This window comes from Geodermatophilus saharensis (assembly GCF_900188205.1).
GTDB classification, from domain to species: Bacteria; Actinomycetota; Actinomycetes; order Mycobacteriales; family Geodermatophilaceae; genus Geodermatophilus; species Geodermatophilus saharensis.
The window spans coordinates 382,895-401,688 of the sequence record NZ_FZOH01000002.1 but is presented as its reverse complement, the minus strand read 5'-3'; the positions used below and the strand labels follow the sequence as shown (position 1 = coordinate 401,688).

The 18,794-nt window shown below is 75.6% G+C and carries 17 protein-coding genes; 5 read left to right on the top strand and 12 right to left on the bottom strand.

Going from position 1 to position 18,794, the window contains the following annotated elements:
- The first annotated feature begins 119 nt into the window (after nucleotides 1-119).
- Complete coding sequence (leuS, locus tag CHC04_RS06165) at nucleotides 120-3,020, top strand: leucine--tRNA ligase (RefSeq protein ID WP_089403002.1); 2,901 nt, start codon at nucleotides 120-122, stop codon at nucleotides 3,018-3,020.
- A gap of 66 nt (nucleotides 3,021-3,086) precedes the next feature.
- Here leuS and lipB read toward each other — a convergent pair whose 3' ends face one another.
- From lipB to CHC04_RS06150, 3 genes are read right to left on the bottom strand one after another with little or no spacing between them, the layout of a single operon-like run.
- Complete coding sequence (gene lipB, locus CHC04_RS06160; protein WP_089403001.1) at nucleotides 3,087-3,728, bottom strand: lipoyl(octanoyl) transferase LipB; 642 nt, start codon at nucleotides 3,726-3,728, stop codon at nucleotides 3,087-3,089.
- 22 nt (nucleotides 3,729-3,750) lie between these two features.
- Nucleotides 3,751-4,485 carry a Type 1 glutamine amidotransferase-like domain-containing protein gene (locus CHC04_RS06155; protein WP_089403000.1) on the bottom strand — a complete coding sequence of 245 codons (735 nt, stop codon included), beginning with the start codon at nucleotides 4,483-4,485 and terminating at the stop codon, nucleotides 3,751-3,753.
- On the bottom strand, nucleotides 4,485-5,732 hold the full coding sequence (locus CHC04_RS06150; protein WP_089402999.1) for an NAD(P)/FAD-dependent oxidoreductase: 1,248 nt from the start codon (nucleotides 5,730-5,732) through the stop codon (nucleotides 4,485-4,487). The genes CHC04_RS06155 and CHC04_RS06150 overlap by 1 nt, the downstream gene beginning before the upstream one ends.
- Nucleotides 5,733-5,850: 118 nt before the next feature.
- Here CHC04_RS06150 and CHC04_RS06145 point away from each other — a divergent pair, with 118 nt between their 5' ends.
- The gene (locus tag CHC04_RS06145) at nucleotides 5,851-7,551 is read left to right on the top strand and encodes a serine/threonine-protein kinase (RefSeq protein ID WP_245817021.1); all 1,701 of its coding nucleotides are present in this window, start codon (nucleotides 5,851-5,853) and stop codon (nucleotides 7,549-7,551) included.
- Nucleotides 7,552-7,554: 3 nt separating this feature from the next.
- Here the strand turns inward: CHC04_RS06145 and CHC04_RS06140 are convergent, their stop codons facing one another.
- The 4 genes from CHC04_RS06140 to CHC04_RS06125 all read right to left on the bottom strand — a co-directional run bounded on the left by CHC04_RS06140 (nucleotide 7,555) and on the right by CHC04_RS06125 (nucleotide 13,566).
- The gene (locus CHC04_RS06140) at nucleotides 7,555-8,466 is read right to left on the bottom strand and encodes a TIGR01777 family oxidoreductase (protein ID WP_089402997.1); all 912 of its coding nucleotides are present in this window, start codon (nucleotides 8,464-8,466) and stop codon (nucleotides 7,555-7,557) included.
- Nucleotides 8,467-8,538: 72 nt separating this feature from the next.
- A complete protein-coding gene (gene sucB, locus CHC04_RS06135; RefSeq protein ID WP_089402996.1) occupies nucleotides 8,539-10,452 on the bottom strand; it encodes a 2-oxoglutarate dehydrogenase, E2 component, dihydrolipoamide succinyltransferase in 1,914 nt (637 codons plus the stop codon).
- Nucleotides 10,453-10,518: 66 nt separating this feature from the next.
- Nucleotides 10,519-11,898 carry a dihydrolipoyl dehydrogenase gene (gene lpdA / locus CHC04_RS06130; RefSeq protein WP_089402995.1) on the bottom strand — a complete coding sequence of 460 codons (1,380 nt, stop codon included), beginning with the start codon at nucleotides 11,896-11,898 and terminating at the stop codon, nucleotides 10,519-10,521.
- 156 nt (nucleotides 11,899-12,054) lie between these two features.
- Nucleotides 12,055-13,566, bottom strand: a complete 1,512-nt coding sequence (locus CHC04_RS06125) for a leucyl aminopeptidase (protein WP_089402994.1) — start codon at nucleotides 13,564-13,566, stop codon at nucleotides 12,055-12,057.
- Between the two features lie 81 nt (nucleotides 13,567-13,647).
- On the opposite strand from CHC04_RS06125, the gene gcvT reads away from it, so the two are divergent.
- Nucleotides 13,648-14,757: a glycine cleavage system aminomethyltransferase GcvT gene (gcvT, locus tag CHC04_RS06120; protein WP_089402993.1), complete on the top strand. Its 1,110-nt coding sequence runs from the start codon at nucleotides 13,648-13,650 to the stop codon at nucleotides 14,755-14,757.
- 9 nt (nucleotides 14,758-14,766) lie between these two features.
- Here gcvT and CHC04_RS06115 read toward each other — a convergent pair whose 3' ends face one another.
- Genes CHC04_RS06115 through CHC04_RS06100 form a run of 4 tightly spaced genes read right to left on the bottom strand, consistent with a single transcriptional unit; the run spans nucleotide 14,767 to nucleotide 17,214 of the window.
- A complete protein-coding gene (locus tag CHC04_RS06115; RefSeq protein ID WP_089402992.1) occupies nucleotides 14,767-15,903 on the bottom strand; it encodes a YihY/virulence factor BrkB family protein in 1,137 nt (378 codons plus the stop codon).
- A gap of 41 nt (nucleotides 15,904-15,944) precedes the next feature.
- Entirely contained in the window at nucleotides 15,945-16,220 is a 276-nt protein-coding gene (locus CHC04_RS06110) for a DUF4235 domain-containing protein (RefSeq protein ID WP_089402991.1), read from the bottom strand.
- Complete coding sequence (locus CHC04_RS06105; protein ID WP_089402990.1) at nucleotides 16,217-16,777, bottom strand: DUF3618 domain-containing protein; 561 nt, start codon at nucleotides 16,775-16,777, stop codon at nucleotides 16,217-16,219. Before CHC04_RS06105 ends, CHC04_RS06110 begins: the two co-directional genes overlap by 4 nt.
- Entirely contained in the window at nucleotides 16,774-17,214 is a 441-nt protein-coding gene (locus CHC04_RS06100) for a phage holin family protein (protein ID WP_089402989.1), read from the bottom strand. The genes CHC04_RS06105 and CHC04_RS06100 overlap by 4 nt, the downstream gene beginning before the upstream one ends.
- 111 nt (nucleotides 17,215-17,325) lie before the next feature.
- On the opposite strand from CHC04_RS06100, the gene CHC04_RS06095 reads away from it, so the two are divergent.
- The gene (locus tag CHC04_RS06095; protein WP_089402988.1) at nucleotides 17,326-17,538 is read left to right on the top strand and encodes a hypothetical protein; all 213 of its coding nucleotides are present in this window, start codon (nucleotides 17,326-17,328) and stop codon (nucleotides 17,536-17,538) included.
- Nucleotides 17,539-17,579: 41 nt separating this feature from the next.
- Here the strand turns inward: CHC04_RS06095 and CHC04_RS06090 are convergent, their stop codons facing one another.
- A complete protein-coding gene (locus tag CHC04_RS06090) occupies nucleotides 17,580-18,563 on the bottom strand; it encodes an aldo/keto reductase family protein (RefSeq protein WP_089402987.1) in 984 nt (327 codons plus the stop codon).
- Between the two features lie 43 nt (nucleotides 18,564-18,606).
- Here CHC04_RS06090 and CHC04_RS06085 point away from each other — a divergent pair, with 43 nt between their 5' ends.
- Complete coding sequence (locus tag CHC04_RS06085) at nucleotides 18,607-18,792, top strand: alpha/beta fold hydrolase (protein WP_089402986.1); 186 nt, start codon at nucleotides 18,607-18,609, stop codon at nucleotides 18,790-18,792.
- The last annotated feature ends 2 nt before the right edge of the window (nucleotides 18,793-18,794 follow it).

Genomic DNA, 18,794 nt, shown 5'->3' with positions numbered 1-18,794 from the left:
TGACCGGCGGGCGCCTGCTTCTCCGGCCGTGCTGACCTGATCGAGCAGTCAGCACGGCGACCCCTCCTGTGTGAGGGGTTTTTTCGTGTCCGCCGACGGATGACCCCGGGAGCACCTCGATGAGCCAGACGGCGAGCCAGACCACGACCGAGCCTGCCGAGGACGGTGTGCCGCCGCACCGCTACACGCCCGCGCTGGCCCAGCGCATCGAGCTGGCGTGGCAGGACCGGTGGGAGCGGGAGGGCACCTTCCACACGCCCAACCCGGTGGGCCGGCTCTCGGAGGGCTTCGAGCGGGTCGCCGGGCGGCCCAAGTCCTTCGTCATGGACATGTTCCCCTACCCCTCGGGCGCCGGCCTGCACGTCGGGCACCCGCTGGGCTACCTGGGCACCGACGTGACCAGCCGGTTCCGCCGCATGGACGGCGACAACGTGCTGCACCCGATGGGCTACGACGCCTTCGGCCTGCCCGCCGAGCAGTACGCCGTCCAGACCGGGCAGCACCCGCGGGTCACCACCGAGGCCAACATCGCGGCGATCCGCGCGCAGCTGCGGCGGCTGGGCTTCGACCACGACGAGCGCCGCACCTTCGCCACGATCGACCCGGGCTACTACCGGTGGACGCAGTGGATCTTCCTGAAGATCTTCGGCTCCTGGTTCGACGAGCAGGCCGGGAGGGCCCGCCCCGTCGAGGAGCTGGTGGCCGAGCTGGACGCCGGCACCCGCGCGCCGGCGCCGGGCACCAATCCCGCGGGGCGGCCGTGGGCGGAGCTGTCGGCCGTGGAGAAGCGGCAGGTCGTCGACGCGCACCGGCTGGCCTACCGGCACGAGGCGCCGGTCAACTGGTGCCCGGGGCTGGGCACGGTGCTGTCCAACGAGGAGGTCACCCCCGACGGCCGCTCCGAGCGCGGCAACTTCCCGGTGTTCCGGCGCCCGCTGACGCAGTGGATGATGCGGATCACCGCCTACGCCGAGCGGCTGCTGGCCGACCTGGACCGGCTGGACTGGTCGGACTCGGTCAAGCAGGTGCAGCGCAACTGGATCGGCCGCTCCACCGGCGCCCGCATCCGCTTCCCGGCCGGTGAGCGCACCATCGAGGTGTTCACCACCCGCCCCGACACGCTGTTCGGCGCCACGTACGTGGTGCTGGCCCCCGAGCACCCGCTGGTCGGGGAGCTGACCGCCGAGGCGTGGCCCGGCGGCACCGACCCGCGCTGGACCGGCGGCGCGGCGACCCCTCGCGAGGCGGTGCAGGCCTACCAGCGGCAGGCCTCGCGCCGGTCGGAGCTGGACCGGCAGAACGAGAGCCGGGAGAAGACCGGCGTGTGGCTGGGCGTCACCGCCGACAACCCGGTCAACGGCCGCGAGCTGCCGGTCTTCATCGCCGACTACGTGCTGACCGGCTACGGCACCGGCGCGATCATGGCGGTGCCGGGCGAGGACACCCGCGACTGGGAGTTCGCCGAGGCCTTCGGCCTGCCGGTGGTGCGCACCGTGCAGCCGCCGGAGGGCTTCGAGGGCGGCGCGTTCACCGGCAGCGGCGCGATGATCAACTCGTCCAACGACGAGATCTCCCTGGACGGGCTGGACAAGGCCACCGCCATCGCGACGATCACCGACTGGCTGGTCCGGCGCGGCGCCGGCGAGGCCACCACCACCTACAAGCTGCGCGACTGGCTGTTCAGCCGGCAGCGCTACTGGGGCGAGCCGTTCCCCATCGTCTACGCCGTCGACGGCGAGGACGCCGGCCTGCCGCGGGCGGTGCCCGAGTCGCTGCTGCCGGTGCTGCTGCCGGAGGTCGACGACTACTCGCCGAAGACCTTCCCCGACGACGACGCCGACTCCGTGCCCGAGCCGCCGCTGTCGCGGGTGACCGAGTGGACGACGGTCGAGCTGGACCTGGGCGACGGCCTGCGGACCTACCGCCGCGAGACGAACACCATGCCCAACTGGGCCGGCTCGTGCTGGTACTACCTGCGCTACCTGGACCCGGGTGACGACACGCAGATGGTCGACCCCGAGCTGGAGCGCTACTGGCTGGGCGCGCAGTCGCCCGGCGACGTCGGCGGTGTCGACCTGTACGTGGGCGGGATGGAGCACGCGGTGCTGCACCTGCTGTACGCGCGCTTCTGGCACAAGGTGCTGCACGACCTGGGCTACGTCTCCAGCGAGGAGCCGTTCCGGCGGCTGGTCAACCAGGGCTACATCTCCGCCTACGCCTACACCGACGCCCGGGGGTTCTACGTGCCCGCCGCCGACGTGGTCGAGGAGGACGGGCGCTTCTTCTACGAGGGCGAGCCGGTCACCCGCGAGTACGGCAAGATCGGCAAGAGCCTGAAGAACATGGTCACGCCCGACGAGATGATCGGGGCCTACGGCGCCGACACGTTCCGGGTGTACGAGATGTCGACCGGCCCGCTGGAGCAGTCGCGGCCGTGGGACACCAAGGCCGTCGTCGGCTCGCAGCGGCTGCTGCAGCGGATCTGGCGGGTCGTCGTCGACGAGGAGACCGGCGCGGTGCGCGCGGGGGACGCGACGCCGTCCGACGACGTGCTGCGCGCGCTGCACCGGGCGATCGCCGGGGTGCGCGACGGCATGGTGACGCTGCGGTTCAACGTGGCCATCGCCCGGATCGCCGAGCTGACCAACGCGCTGACCGCCGCCTACGGGGCGGACTCGCCGGTGCCGCGGGCGGTGGCCGAGCCGCTGGTGCTGCTGGTCGCGCCGCTGGCGCCGCACCTGGCCGAGGAGCTGTGGGCGCGGCTGGGCCACACGGACTCGGTGGCGTGGGCGCCGTTCCCGGTGGCCGACGAGCGGTGGCTGGCCGAGGACACCGTGCAGGTCGCCGTCCAGGTCAACGGGAAGGTGCGGGCGCAGGTGACGGTGCCGGCCGACGCCGACGCCGCGGTGCTGGAGGAGGCGGCGCGGGCCGACGAGCGGGTCGCCGCGCAGCTGGCCGGCAGGACGGTGCGGCGGGTCGTGGCCGTCCCGGGGCGGCTGGTGAACTTCGTCGTCGCCTGAGGAAGGACCCCGTCCCCCTCAGCGCTCGCAGGCTCGCGGCGAGCCTCTGGACGGGGCCGGCGCGGGTCAGACGGCGGGCGTGAGGGTGAGGACGCGGCGCACCGCGGCCTCGGCGGCGTCGATCACCTCGGTGACGGGGACGTCGCGGCCGAGTTCGGCGCTCAGCGAGGTGACCCCGGCGTCGGCGATGCCGCACGGGATCATGTTGGCGAACGCCGACATGTCGGGGTCGCCGTTGAGCGCGAACCCGTGCATGGTCACGCCCCGGGCCACCCGCACCCCGATCGCGGCGATCTTGCGGTCGGGGCCGCGGTCGTCGGCGCGCACCCATACGCCGCTGCGGCCCTCGACCCGCTCGGTGGCCAGCCCGAGGCCGGCGCAGACCTCGATGAGCGCGGCCTCCAGCCGCCGCACGTGCGCCACGACGTCGACCGGGTCGGGCAGCGCGACGATCGGGTAGCCGACGAGCTGACCCGGCCCGTGCCAGGTGATCTTGCCGCCGCGGTCGACGTCGATGACCGGCGTGCCGTCGAAGGGACGCTCGTGGGGCTCGGTGCGGCGGCCGGCGGTGTAGACCGACGGGTGCTCCAGGAGCAGCAGCGTGTCGGGACCCTCGCCGGCGACCCGCGCGGCGTGGATCTCGCGCTGCCGCGCCCAGGCCTCCTCGTAGGGGACGGTGCCGGCCCGGACGACGTGCAACTCGGTCACGGCTCCCAGCCTAGGCCCGCGCTCAGCGGAGCCGCCGGGGCTCGAGGCGGGTCTCCACGGCCGTGCCGTCGGGTCCGCGCTCGACCCGGTAGGCGGCCGCGCCCGGCCGGTCGGCGACGGCCTCGACCAGGTCGGTGCCGCGGTAGACCAGGCCCACGCCGTCGTCGGTGGCGTGCCCGCCCGGCAGCGTCCCGTCGGCCACCAGCCGGTGGTACAGCGGGCGGCGCTGCTCCTCGGAGTCGTAGTGGACGCCGTTGGACGTCGGGATGAGCCCCAGCCCGTTCGTGACCGGCCGCAGGTCGGGGCCGTAGGAGTCGGTGGTGCCCCCGACGTGCCAGCACAGCGACCCGGCCGACACCCCGCCGAGCACCACCCCGGCCCGCCAGCACTCGGCGAGCACCTCGTCGAGGCCGTGCACCCGCCACACCGCCAGCAGGTTGGCCACGCTGCCGCCGCCGACCCAGACGACGTCCTGGGCCAGCAGGTGCGCCCGCACCTCGGCCACCGTGGGCATGGGGAACAGGCTCAGGTGGCTCATCCGGACGGCGCTGCCGGCGAAGGCGCCGTAGACGGCCGCCAGCCGGGCCGGGTCGTCGCCGGTGGCGGTGCCGAGGTAGCACAGCCGCGGGTGCTCCGGCGCGCCGGCCAGCTCGACGGCGAGGTCGAACACCGGCCCCGGCGCCCAGTCGTAGGGGCCGCGCCGGCGGGAGTCGAAGCCGATGCTCGTGGCCAGGACGGTGGGGGCGTCGGCGGGCATCAGGCGGCTCCGGTCGCGAGGGCGGGCCGCAGCGCGCGGAGGACGGCGGCGGCGGTGCGCCGGCCGCTGGCCATGGCGCCCTGGATGGACGGGGTGTCGCGGTGGTCGCCGCACACGTACAGGCCGCCGCCGAGGTCGACCGGCCGGCGGTGCCGCAGCGGGGGCAGCGCGGCCGGCTCCGCTCCGGTCACGGTGACCGTGGTCAGGTGCTCGAGGTCGGCCGCGGCGACGTCGTGCAGCCGGGCGACCTCGTCGCGGACGTCGGCCTCGCGGGTCGGTGCGAGCGAGTTGCTGGCCAGCAGCGCCCGCCCGTCGGGGGAGTAGCCCGGCTGGGCGTCGGTGAGCACCACGCTGTTGACCAGTCGCCCGCCCGGTGTGCCCAGGACGATGAGCGGCTCGGTCCAGGGCGAGGCCGGCAGCACGTGGTAGTGGGTGGTCACCTGCCGTGCTGCGGCGGCCTCGACGGCCGGGACCAGGCCGGCGGCGGTGTCGGGGTCGGTGGCCACCACGACGGCCTCGGCCCGGACCGGTCCGGCCCGGGTGGCGACCTCCGTGCCGCTCACCGCGGTGACAGCGACGCCGGTGTGCACCCGCTCGGCGCCGACCCGGCCGGCCAGCTGCTCGCCGATGGCCTGGATGCCCTGCGCCGGCAGGCCGGTCGCGCCGCGCGCGAAGCTGCGCCACAGCAGGTCCAGGTAGCGGCTCGACGTCTCCAGCCGGTCCTCAAGCAGCACACCGGCGAGGAACGGGCCGAAGAACCGCTCCAGGGCCGCCGTCCCGACCCCGGCCTGTCGCAGGTGCTCGGCCGCCGTGGTCTCCCGTGCGGCGAGCAGCCGGGGGACCGGCCAGTAGCCCGCCCGGGCGGAGAAGGCGGCGATGGCCAGCTTCTCGCGCAGCGACCCGACGGGGGCGCGCAGCGTGTCCGGCAGCGCCGTGGGCACCCGCCGCGGGTCGACCACCCGGTGGGCCCGCCCGCCGGCCCGGACGACCGCGCCGGGCGCGAAGTAGCCCAGGTCGAGCGCGTCCAGGTCGAGGTCGGCGGCGCGGGGGTAGCCGGTGTTGAAGACCTGGAAGCCGCGGTCGACGACGAAACCGTCGACCCGGTCGGTGGCCAGCCGCCCGCCGACGTGACCCGCGGCCTCGAGCACGTGGACGTCGCAGCCGGCGGCGACCAGCCGGGTGGCCACCGACAACCCGGCCAGCCCGGCGCCGACGACCACGACCTCGGCGCGGGGAGGTGGTGGCATGGCCCGAACCTAGGTGCAGCGGGGCCCGCGCACCTGTCCGGGCCGGTGGCTGTGGACGCAGCCGGCGCCTGTGGACAACCGGGGCGGGCCGGCGGCCGGGCGTCCTACCGTCCCGGCCGTGTCCCCGCTGCGCGATGCCGACGACGCCGAGCGTCCCGCCTCCGACCCCGATGCCGGACCCGGGTCCCCGGCTCCGCCGGCGGTGCCCGGGTACCGCCTCGACCGGCTGCTGGGGCGGGGCGGGTCCGGGGAGGTGTGGCGCGCCCACCCCCGCGACGGCGGGCCGCCGGTGGCGGTCAAGGTGCTCGTCGCCGGGGACGCCGAGCGGCAGGCGCGCGAGGCCGCGCTGCTCGGCGCGCTGGACCACCCGCACCTGGTCCGGCTGCACGAGGTGGTGCACCAGCCCCGGCGTGGGGGCCCGCCCCGCGTGGCGCTGGTCCTCGACCTGCTCGAGGGGGGCAGCCTCGCCGCGCTGCTGGCGCGACGCGGCCGGCTGCGTCCCGGTGAGGTCGTCACCGCCCTGGCTCCCGTCGCGGCGGCGCTGGCCCGGGCGCACGAGGAGGGGGTCGTCCACGGCGACCTGTCGCCGGGCAACGTCGTGTTCACCGCCGAGGGCCGCCCCGTCCTCACCGACCTCGGTGTGGCCCGCGTCCTGGGGGAGGAGGCGGCCGGTGAGGTGACGCCGGCCTACGTCGACCCCGCGGTGGCGCGCGGCGGGGCGCCCGGCCCCGCGTCCGACGTCTTCGGGGTGGCCGCGGCGGCCTTCCACGCACTGACCGGGGTCGCTCCGTGGAACGCGGCCACGCCGGCGGACACCCTCACGGTCGCGGCGAGCGGCGACCTGCCCGACCTCGCCGCGCTGGCGCCCGACGCCCCGCCGGCGCTGCTCGAGGTGGTGGCCCGGGGGCTGTCGGAGGACCCGCACGCCCGCGGGTCGGCCGCCGCGTTCGCCCTGGACCTGCGGCACGCCTGCCGTCCCGAGCCCGTGCGGCTGCCGCGGGCCGGCAGCCCCGACACCGACCTCGCGCGCACCGGCCGGGGACCGCGGACGGAGCTGACCCACCAGGTGCCCGGCCGCCACCGCAGGCCGGCCCCGCGGGAGGTCCGGTCGACGGGCCGCGGGCTCCGGTGGCCGGGCCGGTCGGCCGTGCGCCGTGTCGCGGCCGGGGCGGGCACGGCGGCCCTGGTGGTCGTGGCCGTCTGGGGCGGCCTGGTGTGGTCGCGGTCCGGGCCCGGCGCCGCACCGGTCCCCGCGGCCGGGGGGTCGACGCCGCCGGCGAGCCCGTCGACCCCGCCGGAGCCTGGAGCCACCCCGCCGGCCCCGTCCCCGCCGGCCCCGTCCCCGCCGGCCCCGTCCCCGCCGGCCCCGTCCCCGCCGGCCCCGTCCCCGCCGGTCCCCTCTCCGGTACCGACCGCGGAGGAGCCGGACTGGACGGCGGTCCTCACCGCCCTCTACGAGCGGCGCGCCGAGGCGTTCGGCACGGGGGACGCGGACCTGCTGGCGGAGGTCTACACCGCCGACAGCCCGCTGCTCACGGCGGACCGCGCGTACCTGGCGGCGCTGGACGCGGCGGGGGAGGTGCTGCGCGGGTTCCGCCCGACGGTGGCGGAGGTGGCCGTCACGGGCGTGGCCGGTGGCGACGGGACCGTGCGGGTGCAGTTGCTCGACAGCTGGCCGGAGTGCGCCGTCGTCTCGGCAGCGGTCCCGGACGGCCCGGTGCTGCGCACCGAGGCCGGCCGGGCGCCGGCCCGGGTGGAGATGGTGCTGGTCCCCGGCCCGTCGGGGTGGCGGATCGGTTCCGCCGGCCGCCTGTCGTGACGGTCAGCCGCGGCCCAGGGCCTCGCGCAGCGCCGACGGGAGCGTGGCGTGGGTGAACCGGTAGCCGGCCGCCTGCAGGCGGGCAGGCACCGCGCGCTGGCCGGCCAGCACGCTCGAGCGCCCGAACTCCCCGAGCGCGAGGCGCAGGGCCACCGCCGGCACGGGGAGCACGGCGGGACGGGAGACGGCGGCGGCGAGGTCGCGGACGAACTCGCTGTTGGGCACCGGCGCGGGCCCGGTCAGGTTCACCGGTCCGCTGACGTCGCCGGCCGTGAGCAGGAACCGGATGGCGCCGACCTCGTCGGCCAGGCCGATCCACGGCCAGTACTGCCGTCCCGACCCCATCCGGCCGCCGAGGCCGAGGCGGAACACCGTGCCGAGGATCCGCACGAGCATGGCGTCGCGGTCGATCACCAGGCCCGTGCGCAGGGTGGCCACACGGACGCCGGCATCGGCGGCGGGGCGGGTGGCCTGCTCCCACTGCACGCACAGCCGGGCGAGGAAGTCCTCCCCGGGTCCGGCGTCCTCCTCCACGACGCGATCCCCGGTGTCGCCGTAGTAGCCGACCGCCGAGGCCGACAGCAGCACCCGCGGCCGGGAGGGGTCGGCGGCCACCGCCGCGGCCAGCCCCTCGCTCACGGTGGCCGTGCTGTCGATCCTGCTGGTCACCAGGTCGCGCTTGTAGCCGGCCGTGAACGGGCGCGGCCGGATGGGCGTGCCCGCGAGGTTCACCACCGCGTCGACGTCCTGCAGGAGCACCGGGTCGATCCGCCGGTGCTGGGGGTCCCAGCGGTGTTCGTCGGCAGTGCGAGGGGTCCGGCGCACGAGTCGGATGACCTCGTGCCCGTCAGTGCGCAGCGCCGGGACCAGCGCCTGCCCGATGAGGCCCGAGGCCCCGGTGACCGCGATCTTCATGACGCTCCTCGTCCCCCCAGGCACGGATGTGGCCGGGTCCCGGCGCGGACGCCGGGACCCGACCGGGGGACGTCAGGCGAGACCGAGCTCGCCCTCGAACTGACCGGCCTCCAGGCGCTCCTTCACGGTCCCGAGGAACCGCGCCGCGTCGGCGCCGTCGACGATCCGGTGGTCGTAGGTCAGCGCCAGGTAGACCATCGACCGGACGGCGATGACCTCGCCGAGGTCGGGGTCCTGCACCACGACGGGCCGCTTCACCACCGAGCCGGTGCCCAGGATGGCCACCTGCGGCTGGTTGATGATCGGGGTGTCGAACAGGGCGCCGCGGCTGCCGGTGTTGGTCAGCGTGAAGGTGCCCCCGCCGAGCTCGTCCGGCGTGACCTTGTTGATGCGGGTCCGCTCGGCGAGGTCGGCGATCTTGCGGGCGAGACCCCCCAGGCTGAGGTCGCCGGCCCCGTGGATGACCGGCACCAGCAGGCCGCGCTCGGTGTCCACGGCGATGCCGAGGTTCTCGGCGTCGTGGTAGGTGACCGTCCCGGCCTCCAGGTCGACCGAGGAGTTCACCGCCGGGTGGACCTTGAGCGCCTCGACCGCCGCCTTGGCGAAGAACGGCAGGAACGACAGCTTGACGCCCTCACGGGTCTGGAAGTCCCGCTTGGCCCGGTCGCGCAACCGGGCGATCCGGGTGACGTCGACCTCGACGACGGTGGTCAGCTGTGCGCTGATCGCCAGCGACTCGACCATGCGCCGGGCGATGACCCCGCGCAGCCGCGACATCTTCTCGGTGCGGCCGCGCAGCGACGGATCGGGCTGCGCCGCGGGAGAGGGCGCGGCGGGCCGGCCGGCGGCGGGAGCGCTGGGTGCCGGAGCGGCCGGCGCCTCGGCCGGGGCCTCCGCGGGGGCCTTCGCCGACTCGGCCGCGGCGAGGACGTCCTGCTTGCGGATCCGCCCCCCGACACCGGTGCCCTCGATGGCGGTGAGGTCGACACCGTGCTCGGCGGCCAGACGGCGGACCAGCGGCGTCACGTAGGTGCCGCCGCCGTCGGCGGGCGCCGGGGTGGCCGCCGGAGCCGGGGCCTGGCCACCGGAGGGAGCCGGGCGCGGCTGGGTCGGCGGGGTGCTGCGCTGCTCGGCGACCGTCTCGGCGGCGCCGGAGCCGTAGTCGGCACCGGCGGGCACCGACGGCGGGGGCCCGGGGGGAGCGGTGGCCGGCGGCTCCTGGCGCGGTGCCGGCGGCTGCTGCACGGGCGTCTGCTGCTGGGCCTGCTGCGGGGCCGGAGCCTGCTGCTGGGCGGGGGCCTCCTGCGGGGCGGGTGCGCTCGGCGCGGCCCCGCTGCCGATCACCGCGAGCTGAGCGCCGACCTCGACCGTCTCGTCCTCCTGGACGCTGATCGACAGCAGCGTGCCCGACACCGGAGCCGGGATCTCGGTGTCGACCTTGTCGGTGGAGACCTCCAACAGCGGCTCGTCCGCGGTCACCTCCTCGCCGACGGCCTTCAGCCAGCGGGTCACGGTGCCCTCGGTGACGCTCTCGCCGAGCGCCGGCATGGTCACCGGCGTCCCCTCGCCACCACCCTGGCCACCACCCTGGCCACCACCCTGGCCAGAGTCCTGCCCGCCGGACGACGGCGCCGCGGCCGCAGGCGCGTCCGACGGGCCGGGGCCCGCGTCCTCGACCTGCTCGGTCGGGGTCTGCGGGGTGTCGGCGTCGTCGGCGGACGCGGGACCGCTCCCGGCGTCGCCGTCGCCCTCGCCGCCGATGACCGCGAGCTCGGCGCCGACCTCGACCGTCTCGTCCTCGGACACCAGGATCCGGGTGAGCACGCCCGCGGCCGGGGAGGGGATCTCGGTGTCGACCTTGTCGGTGGACACCTCGAGGAGCGGCTCGTCGACCTCGACCTGCTCACCCTCCTGCTTGAGCCAGCGGGTGACCGTGCCCTCGGTGACGCTCTCGCCCAGGGCGGGCATGGTGACGGAGGTCGGCATCGGGAGAGGGCTCCTTCGGGGTCGCGAGGATGGGGGAGACGGCGGTCGGCGACGCGGGGAGCGGCGTCAGCTGTGGGCGTGCAGCGGCTTGCCGGCCAGCGCGAGGTGGGCCTCGCCGATGGCCTCGCTCTGGGTCGGGTGCGGGTGGATCAGGGCGGCCACCTCGTCGGGCAGGGCCTCCCAGTTGAAGATCAGCTGCGCCTCGGCGATCAGCTCGCCGACCCGGCTGCCGACCATGTGCACGCCCACCACGGGGCCGTCCTTCTGGCGGATGAGCTTGACCGCGCCCTGGGTCTTGAGGATCTGGCTGCGGCCGTTGCCGCCGAGGTCGTAGACGAGGGTCTCGACGTCGCCGTACTTCTCGCGGGCCTGCACCTCGGTGAGGCCCACCGAGGCCACCTCGGGCTCGGAGTAGGTCACCCGCGGGACGCCGGCGTAGTCCAGCGGCACGACCGGGAGCCCGGCGAGCCGCTCGGCGACGAGGATGCCCTCGCCGAAGCCGACGTGGGCCAGCTGCAGGGTGGGGATGAGGTCGCCGACGGCGGAGATGGTCGGGACGTTGGTCTGGCAGTACTCGTCGACCAGCACGTAGCCGCGGTCCATCGCGACGCCGGCCTCCTCGTAGCCCAGGCCCTGGCTGACCGGACCGCGGCCGACCGCGACGAGGACGATCTCGGCCTCGAACTCCTTGCCGTTCTGCAGGCTGACCTTGACGCCGTTCTCGGTGTGGGCCACCCCGGACACCAGGTTGCCCAACTCGAAGTTGATCTTGCGGCGGCGGAACGCCCGCTCCAGCAGCTTGGAGGAGCTCTCGTCCTCCAGCGGCACGAGGTGCTTGAGGCCCTCGATGATGGTCACGTCGACGCCGAAGGACTTCCACGCACTGGCGAACTCGCAGCCGATGACACCGCCGCCGAGGATGATCGCCGAAGTCGGGACGCGGTCGAGCGCCAGCGCCTGCTCGCTGTCGATCACGCGGACACCGTCGAGCTCGACGCCGGGGATGCTGCGGGAGTAGGACCCGGTGGCCAGCAGGACGTGCCGGCCCTCGTAGGTCTGCCCGTTCACCGACACGGCGGTGGGGGAGACCAGCCGGCCCTCGCCCTCGACGTAGGTGATGCCGCGGCTCTTGACCAGGCCCTGCAGGCCCTTGTAGAGCCGCGCGATGACGCCGTCCTTGTAGGCGTTGACGCCGTCCATGTCGATGCCGGCCAGCGAGGTCTTGACGCCGAACTGCTCGCCCTCGCGGGCCTGGTCGGCGATCTCACCGCTGTGCAGCAGCGCCTTGGTGGGGATGCAGCCCCGGTGCAGGCAGGTGCCGCCGACCTTGTCCTTCTCGATCAGGACGACCGACAGGCCCAGCTCCGCCGCCCGCAGTGCGGCGGCATAGCCACCCGAGCCACCGCCGAGGATGACCAGGTCGGCGGGGGTGGTGGGTGCGCTCACGACGTGCTCCTCGTTGATCTCGGCCTTCCCCGCCGGTGCGGGCGGGGGGATGGTCCTGGCCCATCCTGCCACTCCGGAGAACTGCAGGCCCGGGGCGCCGACCACCGGCCGGGCGCGGGTCGCGGGCGCGACGCCGGCGGCCCGGCCGGCGGGTGCTCAGCGGGTCAGCAGGTCCTCGATGGTGGCCAGCAGCGTGCGGACCGGGACGCCGGTGCCGCCCTTGGGCGTGTAGCCCCACGGGGACCCGGTGTTGTAGCTCGGGCCGGCGATGTCGATGTGCGCCCAGGGCAGGCCGGCGGGCACGAACTCGGCGAGGAAGTGCGCCCCGACGAGCATCCCGCCCATGCGGTCGGCGTTGGCGTTGACGAAGTCGGCGATCGGGGAGTCGATGCCCCGCCGCAGCTCCTCGGGCATCGGCATCGCCCACATCGGCTCGCCGCTGCGCCGGCTGGCGGCCACGACGGCGTCGCGCAGCTCGTCGCTGCCCATGACGCCGGCGGTGCGGGCCCCGAGGGCGACCAGCTGCGCGCCGGTCAGCGTCGAGGTCTCCAGCAGGACGTCGGGGGAGTCCTCGGCGGCGCGGGCGATGGCGTCGGCGAGGATCACGCGGCCCTCGGCGTCGGTGTTGGTGATCTCGGCCTTCTTGCCGTTGCGGAAGGTGACCACGTCGGCCGGGCGGTAGGCGGTGCCGCTGGGCAGGTTCTCCGCCATCGGCACGGTGGCGGTCAGCTCCACCGGCAGGCCGAGCCGGGCCACCAGGCAGGCGGTGGCGATCACGGCGGCCGCGCCGGCCATGTCGCTGGTCATGTGGTGCATGTTCGCGGCGGGCTTGATCGACAGGCCGCCGCTGTCGAAGGTGATGCCCTTGCCGACCAGGGCCACCTTCTTCTGCGCCTTCCGGGGGCGGTGGGTCAGCCGCAGCAGCCGCGGGCCCCGCGCGGAGCCCCCGCCGACGGCGAGGACGCCGCCGTAGCCGCCGGCGGCCAGCTCGGCCTCGCCGAGCACCTCGACCGACAGGCCCGCGGCCTTGCCGGCCGCCGCGCCGCGGGCGGCGAGCTCGGCCGGGTAGAGGTCGTTGGGCGGGGTGTTGACCAGGTCGCGCACGAGGGCCACCGCGTCGGCGACGGCGCGCACCCGGTTCAGCGGCGCCTTGGCCGCACCGGCGTCCGGCACGACGACGGTGAACTCACGCGGCGGCGTCGGCCGGTCGGCGGGCAGGTCGGAGCGGTAGGCGGTGAACTCGTAGGCGCCCAGCAGCGAGCCCTCGCCGACGGCGTGCAGCCGCTCGGCGTCGGGCGTGCCGCCCACCGCGGCCAGCAGCGTGACCACCGAGGCGCGGCCGGCCAGCGCGCGGCTGGCGGCACCGGCGGCGCGGCGGACCGCCTCGGCGGGGTACCCACCGGCGGCCTCCGGGGTACCGAGGCCGACGGCCGCCACGACGGGGAAGGGGCCCTGGCCGAGGCTGGCGACCCGGGTGACCTCGTCCTCGGCCCCGCGGGCCCCGAGGTCGGCCAGCGCGGGCAGCAGCCGGCCGCCGAGCAGGCGGTCGACGGCCTCGGCGCCGGGGGTGGGCAGCAGGCCGGAGGCGCCCTTGCCGACGCCGACCACGACGGCGTCGGCGGAGGTCTTCTCGAGCGGGCGGTCGGTGGCGGTGATCGTCGGCGGCACCGCTGCATCGTAGGGGGCGCCCTCGACAGGGTCGTGAGGACGGCGAAGGAGTCGGCGGGCGGCCGTCGCTACGGTGCGGGGGTGACCGCGCGGACCTCGCCCCTGCACGACCGGCACGTCGCGGCCGGCGCCAAGCTGGCCGACTTCGGCGGGTGGTCGATGCCCATCGAGTACGCCGGCGGCGGCGTCCTCGCCGAGCACGCCGCCGTGCGCGAGGCGGTGGGCCTGTTCGACGTGTCCCACCTGGGCACCGGCACGGTGCGGGGCCCGGGCGCCGCGGCGCTGGTCGACGCCTGCCTGAGCAACGACCTGTCCCGCATCGGCCCGGGGAAGGCGCAGTACACGCTCTGCTGCGTCCCCGACGGCGAGCCCGACGCGGGCGGCGTCGTCGACGACCTGATCGTCTACCTGCACGGGGACGACGACGTCCTGCTCGTGCCCAACGCGGCCAACGCGCAGGAGGTGCTCGCCCGGCTGGCCGACGCGGCGCCGCCGGGGGTGACGGTGACCGACCGGCACGAGGAGGTCGCCGTCCTGGCCGTGCAGGGGCCGCGCTCGGCCGCCGTCCTGAGCGCCGCCGGGCTGGCCGCCGACCTGTCCTACATGGCCTTCGCCGGCGGGGAGGGGCAGGAGGTCACCGTCTGCCGCACCGGCTACACCGGCGAGCACGGCTACGAGCTGCTCGTCGCCGCCGACCGGGCCGGGGAGCTGTGGGACCGGCTGCTGGCGGCCGGCGCGGGCGAGGGGATCCGCCCGTGCGGCCTCGGCGCCCGCGACACGCTGCGCACCGAGATGGGCTACCCGCTGCACGGCCACGAGCTGTCCCGCTCGATCACCCCCAACCAGGCGCGCAGCGGCTGGGCGGTGGGCTGGCGCAAGCCGGCGTTCTGGGGGCGGGAGGCCCTGCTGGCCGAGAGGGAGGCCGGTCCCGCGCGGCTGCTGTGGGGCCTGCGGGCGCCCGGCCGCGGCATCCCGCGCCCGGGCATGGCGGTCCTCGACGACGGCGGGGCGCGCGTCGGCGAGGTCACCAGCGGCACCTTCTCGCCGACCCTGCGCACCGGCATCGCGCTGGCCCTGCTCGACACCGCCGCGCAGCCGGCCGAGGGGGCCGCCCTCGCCGTCGACGTCCGGGGGCGCCCGCAGCCGGTCGAGGTGGTCAAGCCGCCGTTCGTGCCCTCCCACGTGCGGTAGCACGCCGGCTCAGGCCTTCTGCTTCGACTCCTTCGTCGGCTCGGGCGGGTCGGGCAGCTCGTCGGCCATGGTGGCGTTGCGCTGCCCCATCGGGACCGGCTCGCCCTCGGTGGTGTCCTCGGCGGTCTGGTGCTCGGCCTCGGAGTTGATCTCCGCCCCGAACAGCACCAGATAGCACGTGAGGTACAGCCACAGCATCAGGACGATGACGCCGGCGATGGCGCCGTAGGTCTTGTCGTAGGACCCGAAGGCGTTCACGTAGAAGCTGAACCCGAGGCTGACCAGCGCCCAGATGACCGTGACGACGATGGCGCCGAGGCTGACCCACTTCAGCCGCGGGGCGTCGCGGTCGGGGGCCACGCGGTAGAGCACCGCCAGTGACCCGGCGAAGACGCCGAGCAGCAGCACCCACCGCACGACCTGCGCCAGCACGGTGCCGACGACGCCCAGCGGCAGCGCGTCGAGCAGCGCCGGCACCACCGCGACCAGCGTGAAGGTGATCAGGACGAACAGGATGGCGCCGAGGGTGAGTCCCAGGGCCAGCGCCTTGCGCTTGACGAACGAGCGCGTCTCGACCTCGTCGTAGGCGATGTTCACCGCCGAGATCAGGTTGCCGGTGCCGCCCGAGGCCGACCACAGGGCACCGAGGACGGAGATCGCCAGGGAGAACGACAGCGCGCCGCCGCTGTTCTCCGTGATGGCGGTCAGCTGGTCGCCGATGAGGCTCGCCGCCTCGTCGGGCAGCTGGGCAGAGAGGTCCTCGACCTGCTGCGCCACGGTCTCCGGCGAGGCGACCAGGCCGTAGATGGAGATGGTCGCGATCAGCGCCGGGAAGATCGCCAGGAAGGCGAAGAACGCGACGCCGCCGCCGATGATGGGCATGTTGTCCGCGTTGTGCTCGGCCCACGCCCGCTTGACGATCTGCTTCCAGCCGCGCGCCGGGATCTGCGTCGGCGACTCGGCGTGCACACCGGGCAGCTGAGCGGGGCCGGGACCACCGGGGGGGACCCGGCCCGTGTCGGGCGGGCCCTCACCGCGGGCGGCCCGTTCCTCGGCCTCCCGGGCGGCCGCGCGGCGGGCCGCCTTCTCCTCGACCCGCTGTCGGATCCGGTCGACGGCGCTGTCGCGCTCCCTCGTCCCGGCCATCGTGCGTCCCTCCCGTCGACGTCGCGCGCCCGTGCCGTCCGTCAGTCGCCCGGCCAGGTGCCGGTCAGCTTGGTGAAGGTGCGTGCGCCCAGCCGGTCGATGGTGGCCTTGGTCGCGGCGAAGATGGCGCCCTGGATCGCCGCGGCCAGCACGACCTCGCGCATGCGGTACTCGCTCTGCAGCGCGTCGGGGGCGTCCTCCTCGCCGGAGACCCGCTTCCAGACCTGCTTGAAGACCGCGCCCGAGACGACGCCGGCGAGGATGCCGGCGCCGAGGCCGACCGGGCGGTAGACCAGCTTGGCGCCCTTCCCGCTCACCGGCGCACCTTGCCCTTCGCCGCCCCGCTCTTGGCGATGGCCTTGCCCGTGGCCTTCGCGGTGGTGGCCTTCGCGGTGGTGGCCTTCGTGGCGACGGCCTTCTTCGCGGCGCCCTGCGCGAGGGCCCTGCGCCGGGCGTCCCGGGCGACGGCCCGCTGCGCCCGGGCGGCCTCCCGCGCGGCCTGCGCGCGGGCGCGCCGGGCCTCCGCGCGAGCCTGCGCCAGCGCGGCGCCCGACGCGGTGGAGGCGGCGGCGGCGCGGCGGCGCCTGCGCCGGCGACGCCAGGTCACCAGGCTGACCAGCCCGGCGAGCGCGGCACCGGCGCCGATGACGGCCGGCGGGCTCTCGCGGTAGGTCTCGACTGCGGTGTCCTTGGCGCGCGCCGCCCCCTCCTTGGCCCGCGCGGGGACGTCGAGGCGCTGGCTGAGCTCGTCGACGGTGCGGCCCAGCTGCTCGCGGGTCGCCTCGATCTCGGCCTTGATGGCGTCGGGGTCGGAGGGGCCGGTGGCGGCGGAGTCCGACCCGTCGGGGCGGGAGCTGCCGGACGGGGTGCTCATCGGCGCGCACTCTCCTTGACGGTCGCGATGTCGGCCTTGGTGCTGGCGATGGCCTCGGTGGGCACCGGCGGGGTGCCCTGCTGGACGTCCTTCTTGCCGATCAGCGCGAGCACACCGGCGACGGCGAGCAGCACGACGGCCACGATCAGGGCGGCCAGCCAGGCCGGCAGCACCACGTCGAGGGCGAGGACGGCGGTGGCGACGAGCACGCACAGTCCCAGAAAGCCGAACAGCCCCGCGCCGCCGAAGAGACCGGCGCCGACGCCCAGGCGCTTGGCCTTCTGCGTCATCTCGGCCTGCGCCAGCCGGGCCTCGTCGCGCACGAGGCGCGAGACCTGCTCGGTCAGCTGGCTGATCAGCTGGCCGGTGGAGGCGTCCTCGGTCGTCGGGGGTGGTGGGGTGGCGCGCGAGGCGCCCCCCGTGGTCGGCACGGTCATCGGTCCTCCGGTGGGCACGGGTGGTCGGACCTCCCATGCCCTCGCCGGTCGGTCCCGACACCCGGTGGCCGGTCACACCCCGGACACGGCTGCCCTCACTAGCCTCTCGTCATGACCTGGACCTGGCGGCTCGAGGACCCCGACGGCGCGACCATCGACCCCGCCGCGCTCGGCGTCGAGGTGCCGCGCTCGGACAACCAGGGCGACGCCGAGTCGTGGCTGGGGGAGAACTGGCGCGACCTGCTCGGTCGCGGCGTGGCGGCGGTGTCCCTCTTCGACGGCGACGTGAAGGCCTACGGCCCGATGGGGCTCGCCCCGGCCTGACCCTCGACTCGACGTCGAGGGTCAGGCCGGGGCGGCGGGGATCAGCCGCGGGACGTCTTGGCGGGGTCGCGCTCGACGGCGTCGCCGAGCACCTCGTCGATCCGGGCGAGGACGTCGGCCTCGAGCCGGACGCCGGCGGCCTTCACGTTGTCGTGCACCTGCTCGGGACGGGTCGCGCCGATGATCGCCGCAGCGACGTTCTCGTTCTGCAGCACCCACGCGACGGCGAGCTGCGCCATCGACAGCCCCAGGTCGTCGGCGACCGGACGCAGCTGCTGCACCCGGGTGAGGACGTCGTCGGTCATGAACTGCCGGATGAACCGGCCGGCCTCCGGGTCGGTGGCGCGGCTGCCGGCGGGCGGCTGCTCACCCGGCCGGTACTTGCCGGTGAGGACGCCCTGCGCGAGCGGCGACCACACGATCTGGGAGACGCCCTCGCGCTGCGACGTCGGGACGACCTCCTCCTCGATGACCCGCCACAGCATCGAGTACTGCGGCTGGTTGCTGATCAGCTGGACGCCGAGGTCGCGGGCGAGCGCCGCGCCGGCGGCGATCTCCTCGGCCCGCCACTCCGAGACGCCGATGTAGAGCACCTTGCCCGCCCGCACCAGGTCGGCGAAGGCGGTCATGGTCTCCTCCAGCGGCACCGTCTCGTCGTAGCGGTGCGCCTGGTAGAGGTCGATGTGGTCGGTCTGCAGCCGCCGCAGCGAGGCCTCGCAGCTCTCCTGGATGTGCTTGCGGCCCAGGCCGCGGTCGTTGGGGCCCGGGCCGGTGGGCCAGTAGACCTTGGTGAAGATCTCCAGGCCCTCGCGGCGCTGGCCGGCCAGGGCGCGGCCGAGGACCGCCTCGGCGCGGGTGCCGGCGTAGACGTCGGCGGTGTCGAAGGTCGTGATGCCGGCGTCGAGGGCGGCGCGCACGCAGGCCTGCGCGGCGTCCTCCTTGACCTGGCCCCCGTGGGTGAGCCAGTTGCCGTAGGCGATCTCGGAGATGGTCAGGCCGGAACGGCCGAGGCGTCGGTACTCCACGTGACCCGACGCTAGCCCCGCGGCGCCCCGCCCACCCGCTCAGGTGCCGGCCGCCGTCGTCTGGGGCCGGCCCGACCGGGTCTTCCCGCCCCGTGACGCCGGGCGGCTGGCGCGGCTGCTGGGGACGGGGGTCACCTGGCTCGACGACGCCCTGACGTTCGTGCCGTGGGACCGGCCCGACAGGGTGGCCGCGGCCGTGCGCGACGTCGTGGGCGCCCCGGTGCCCTGACC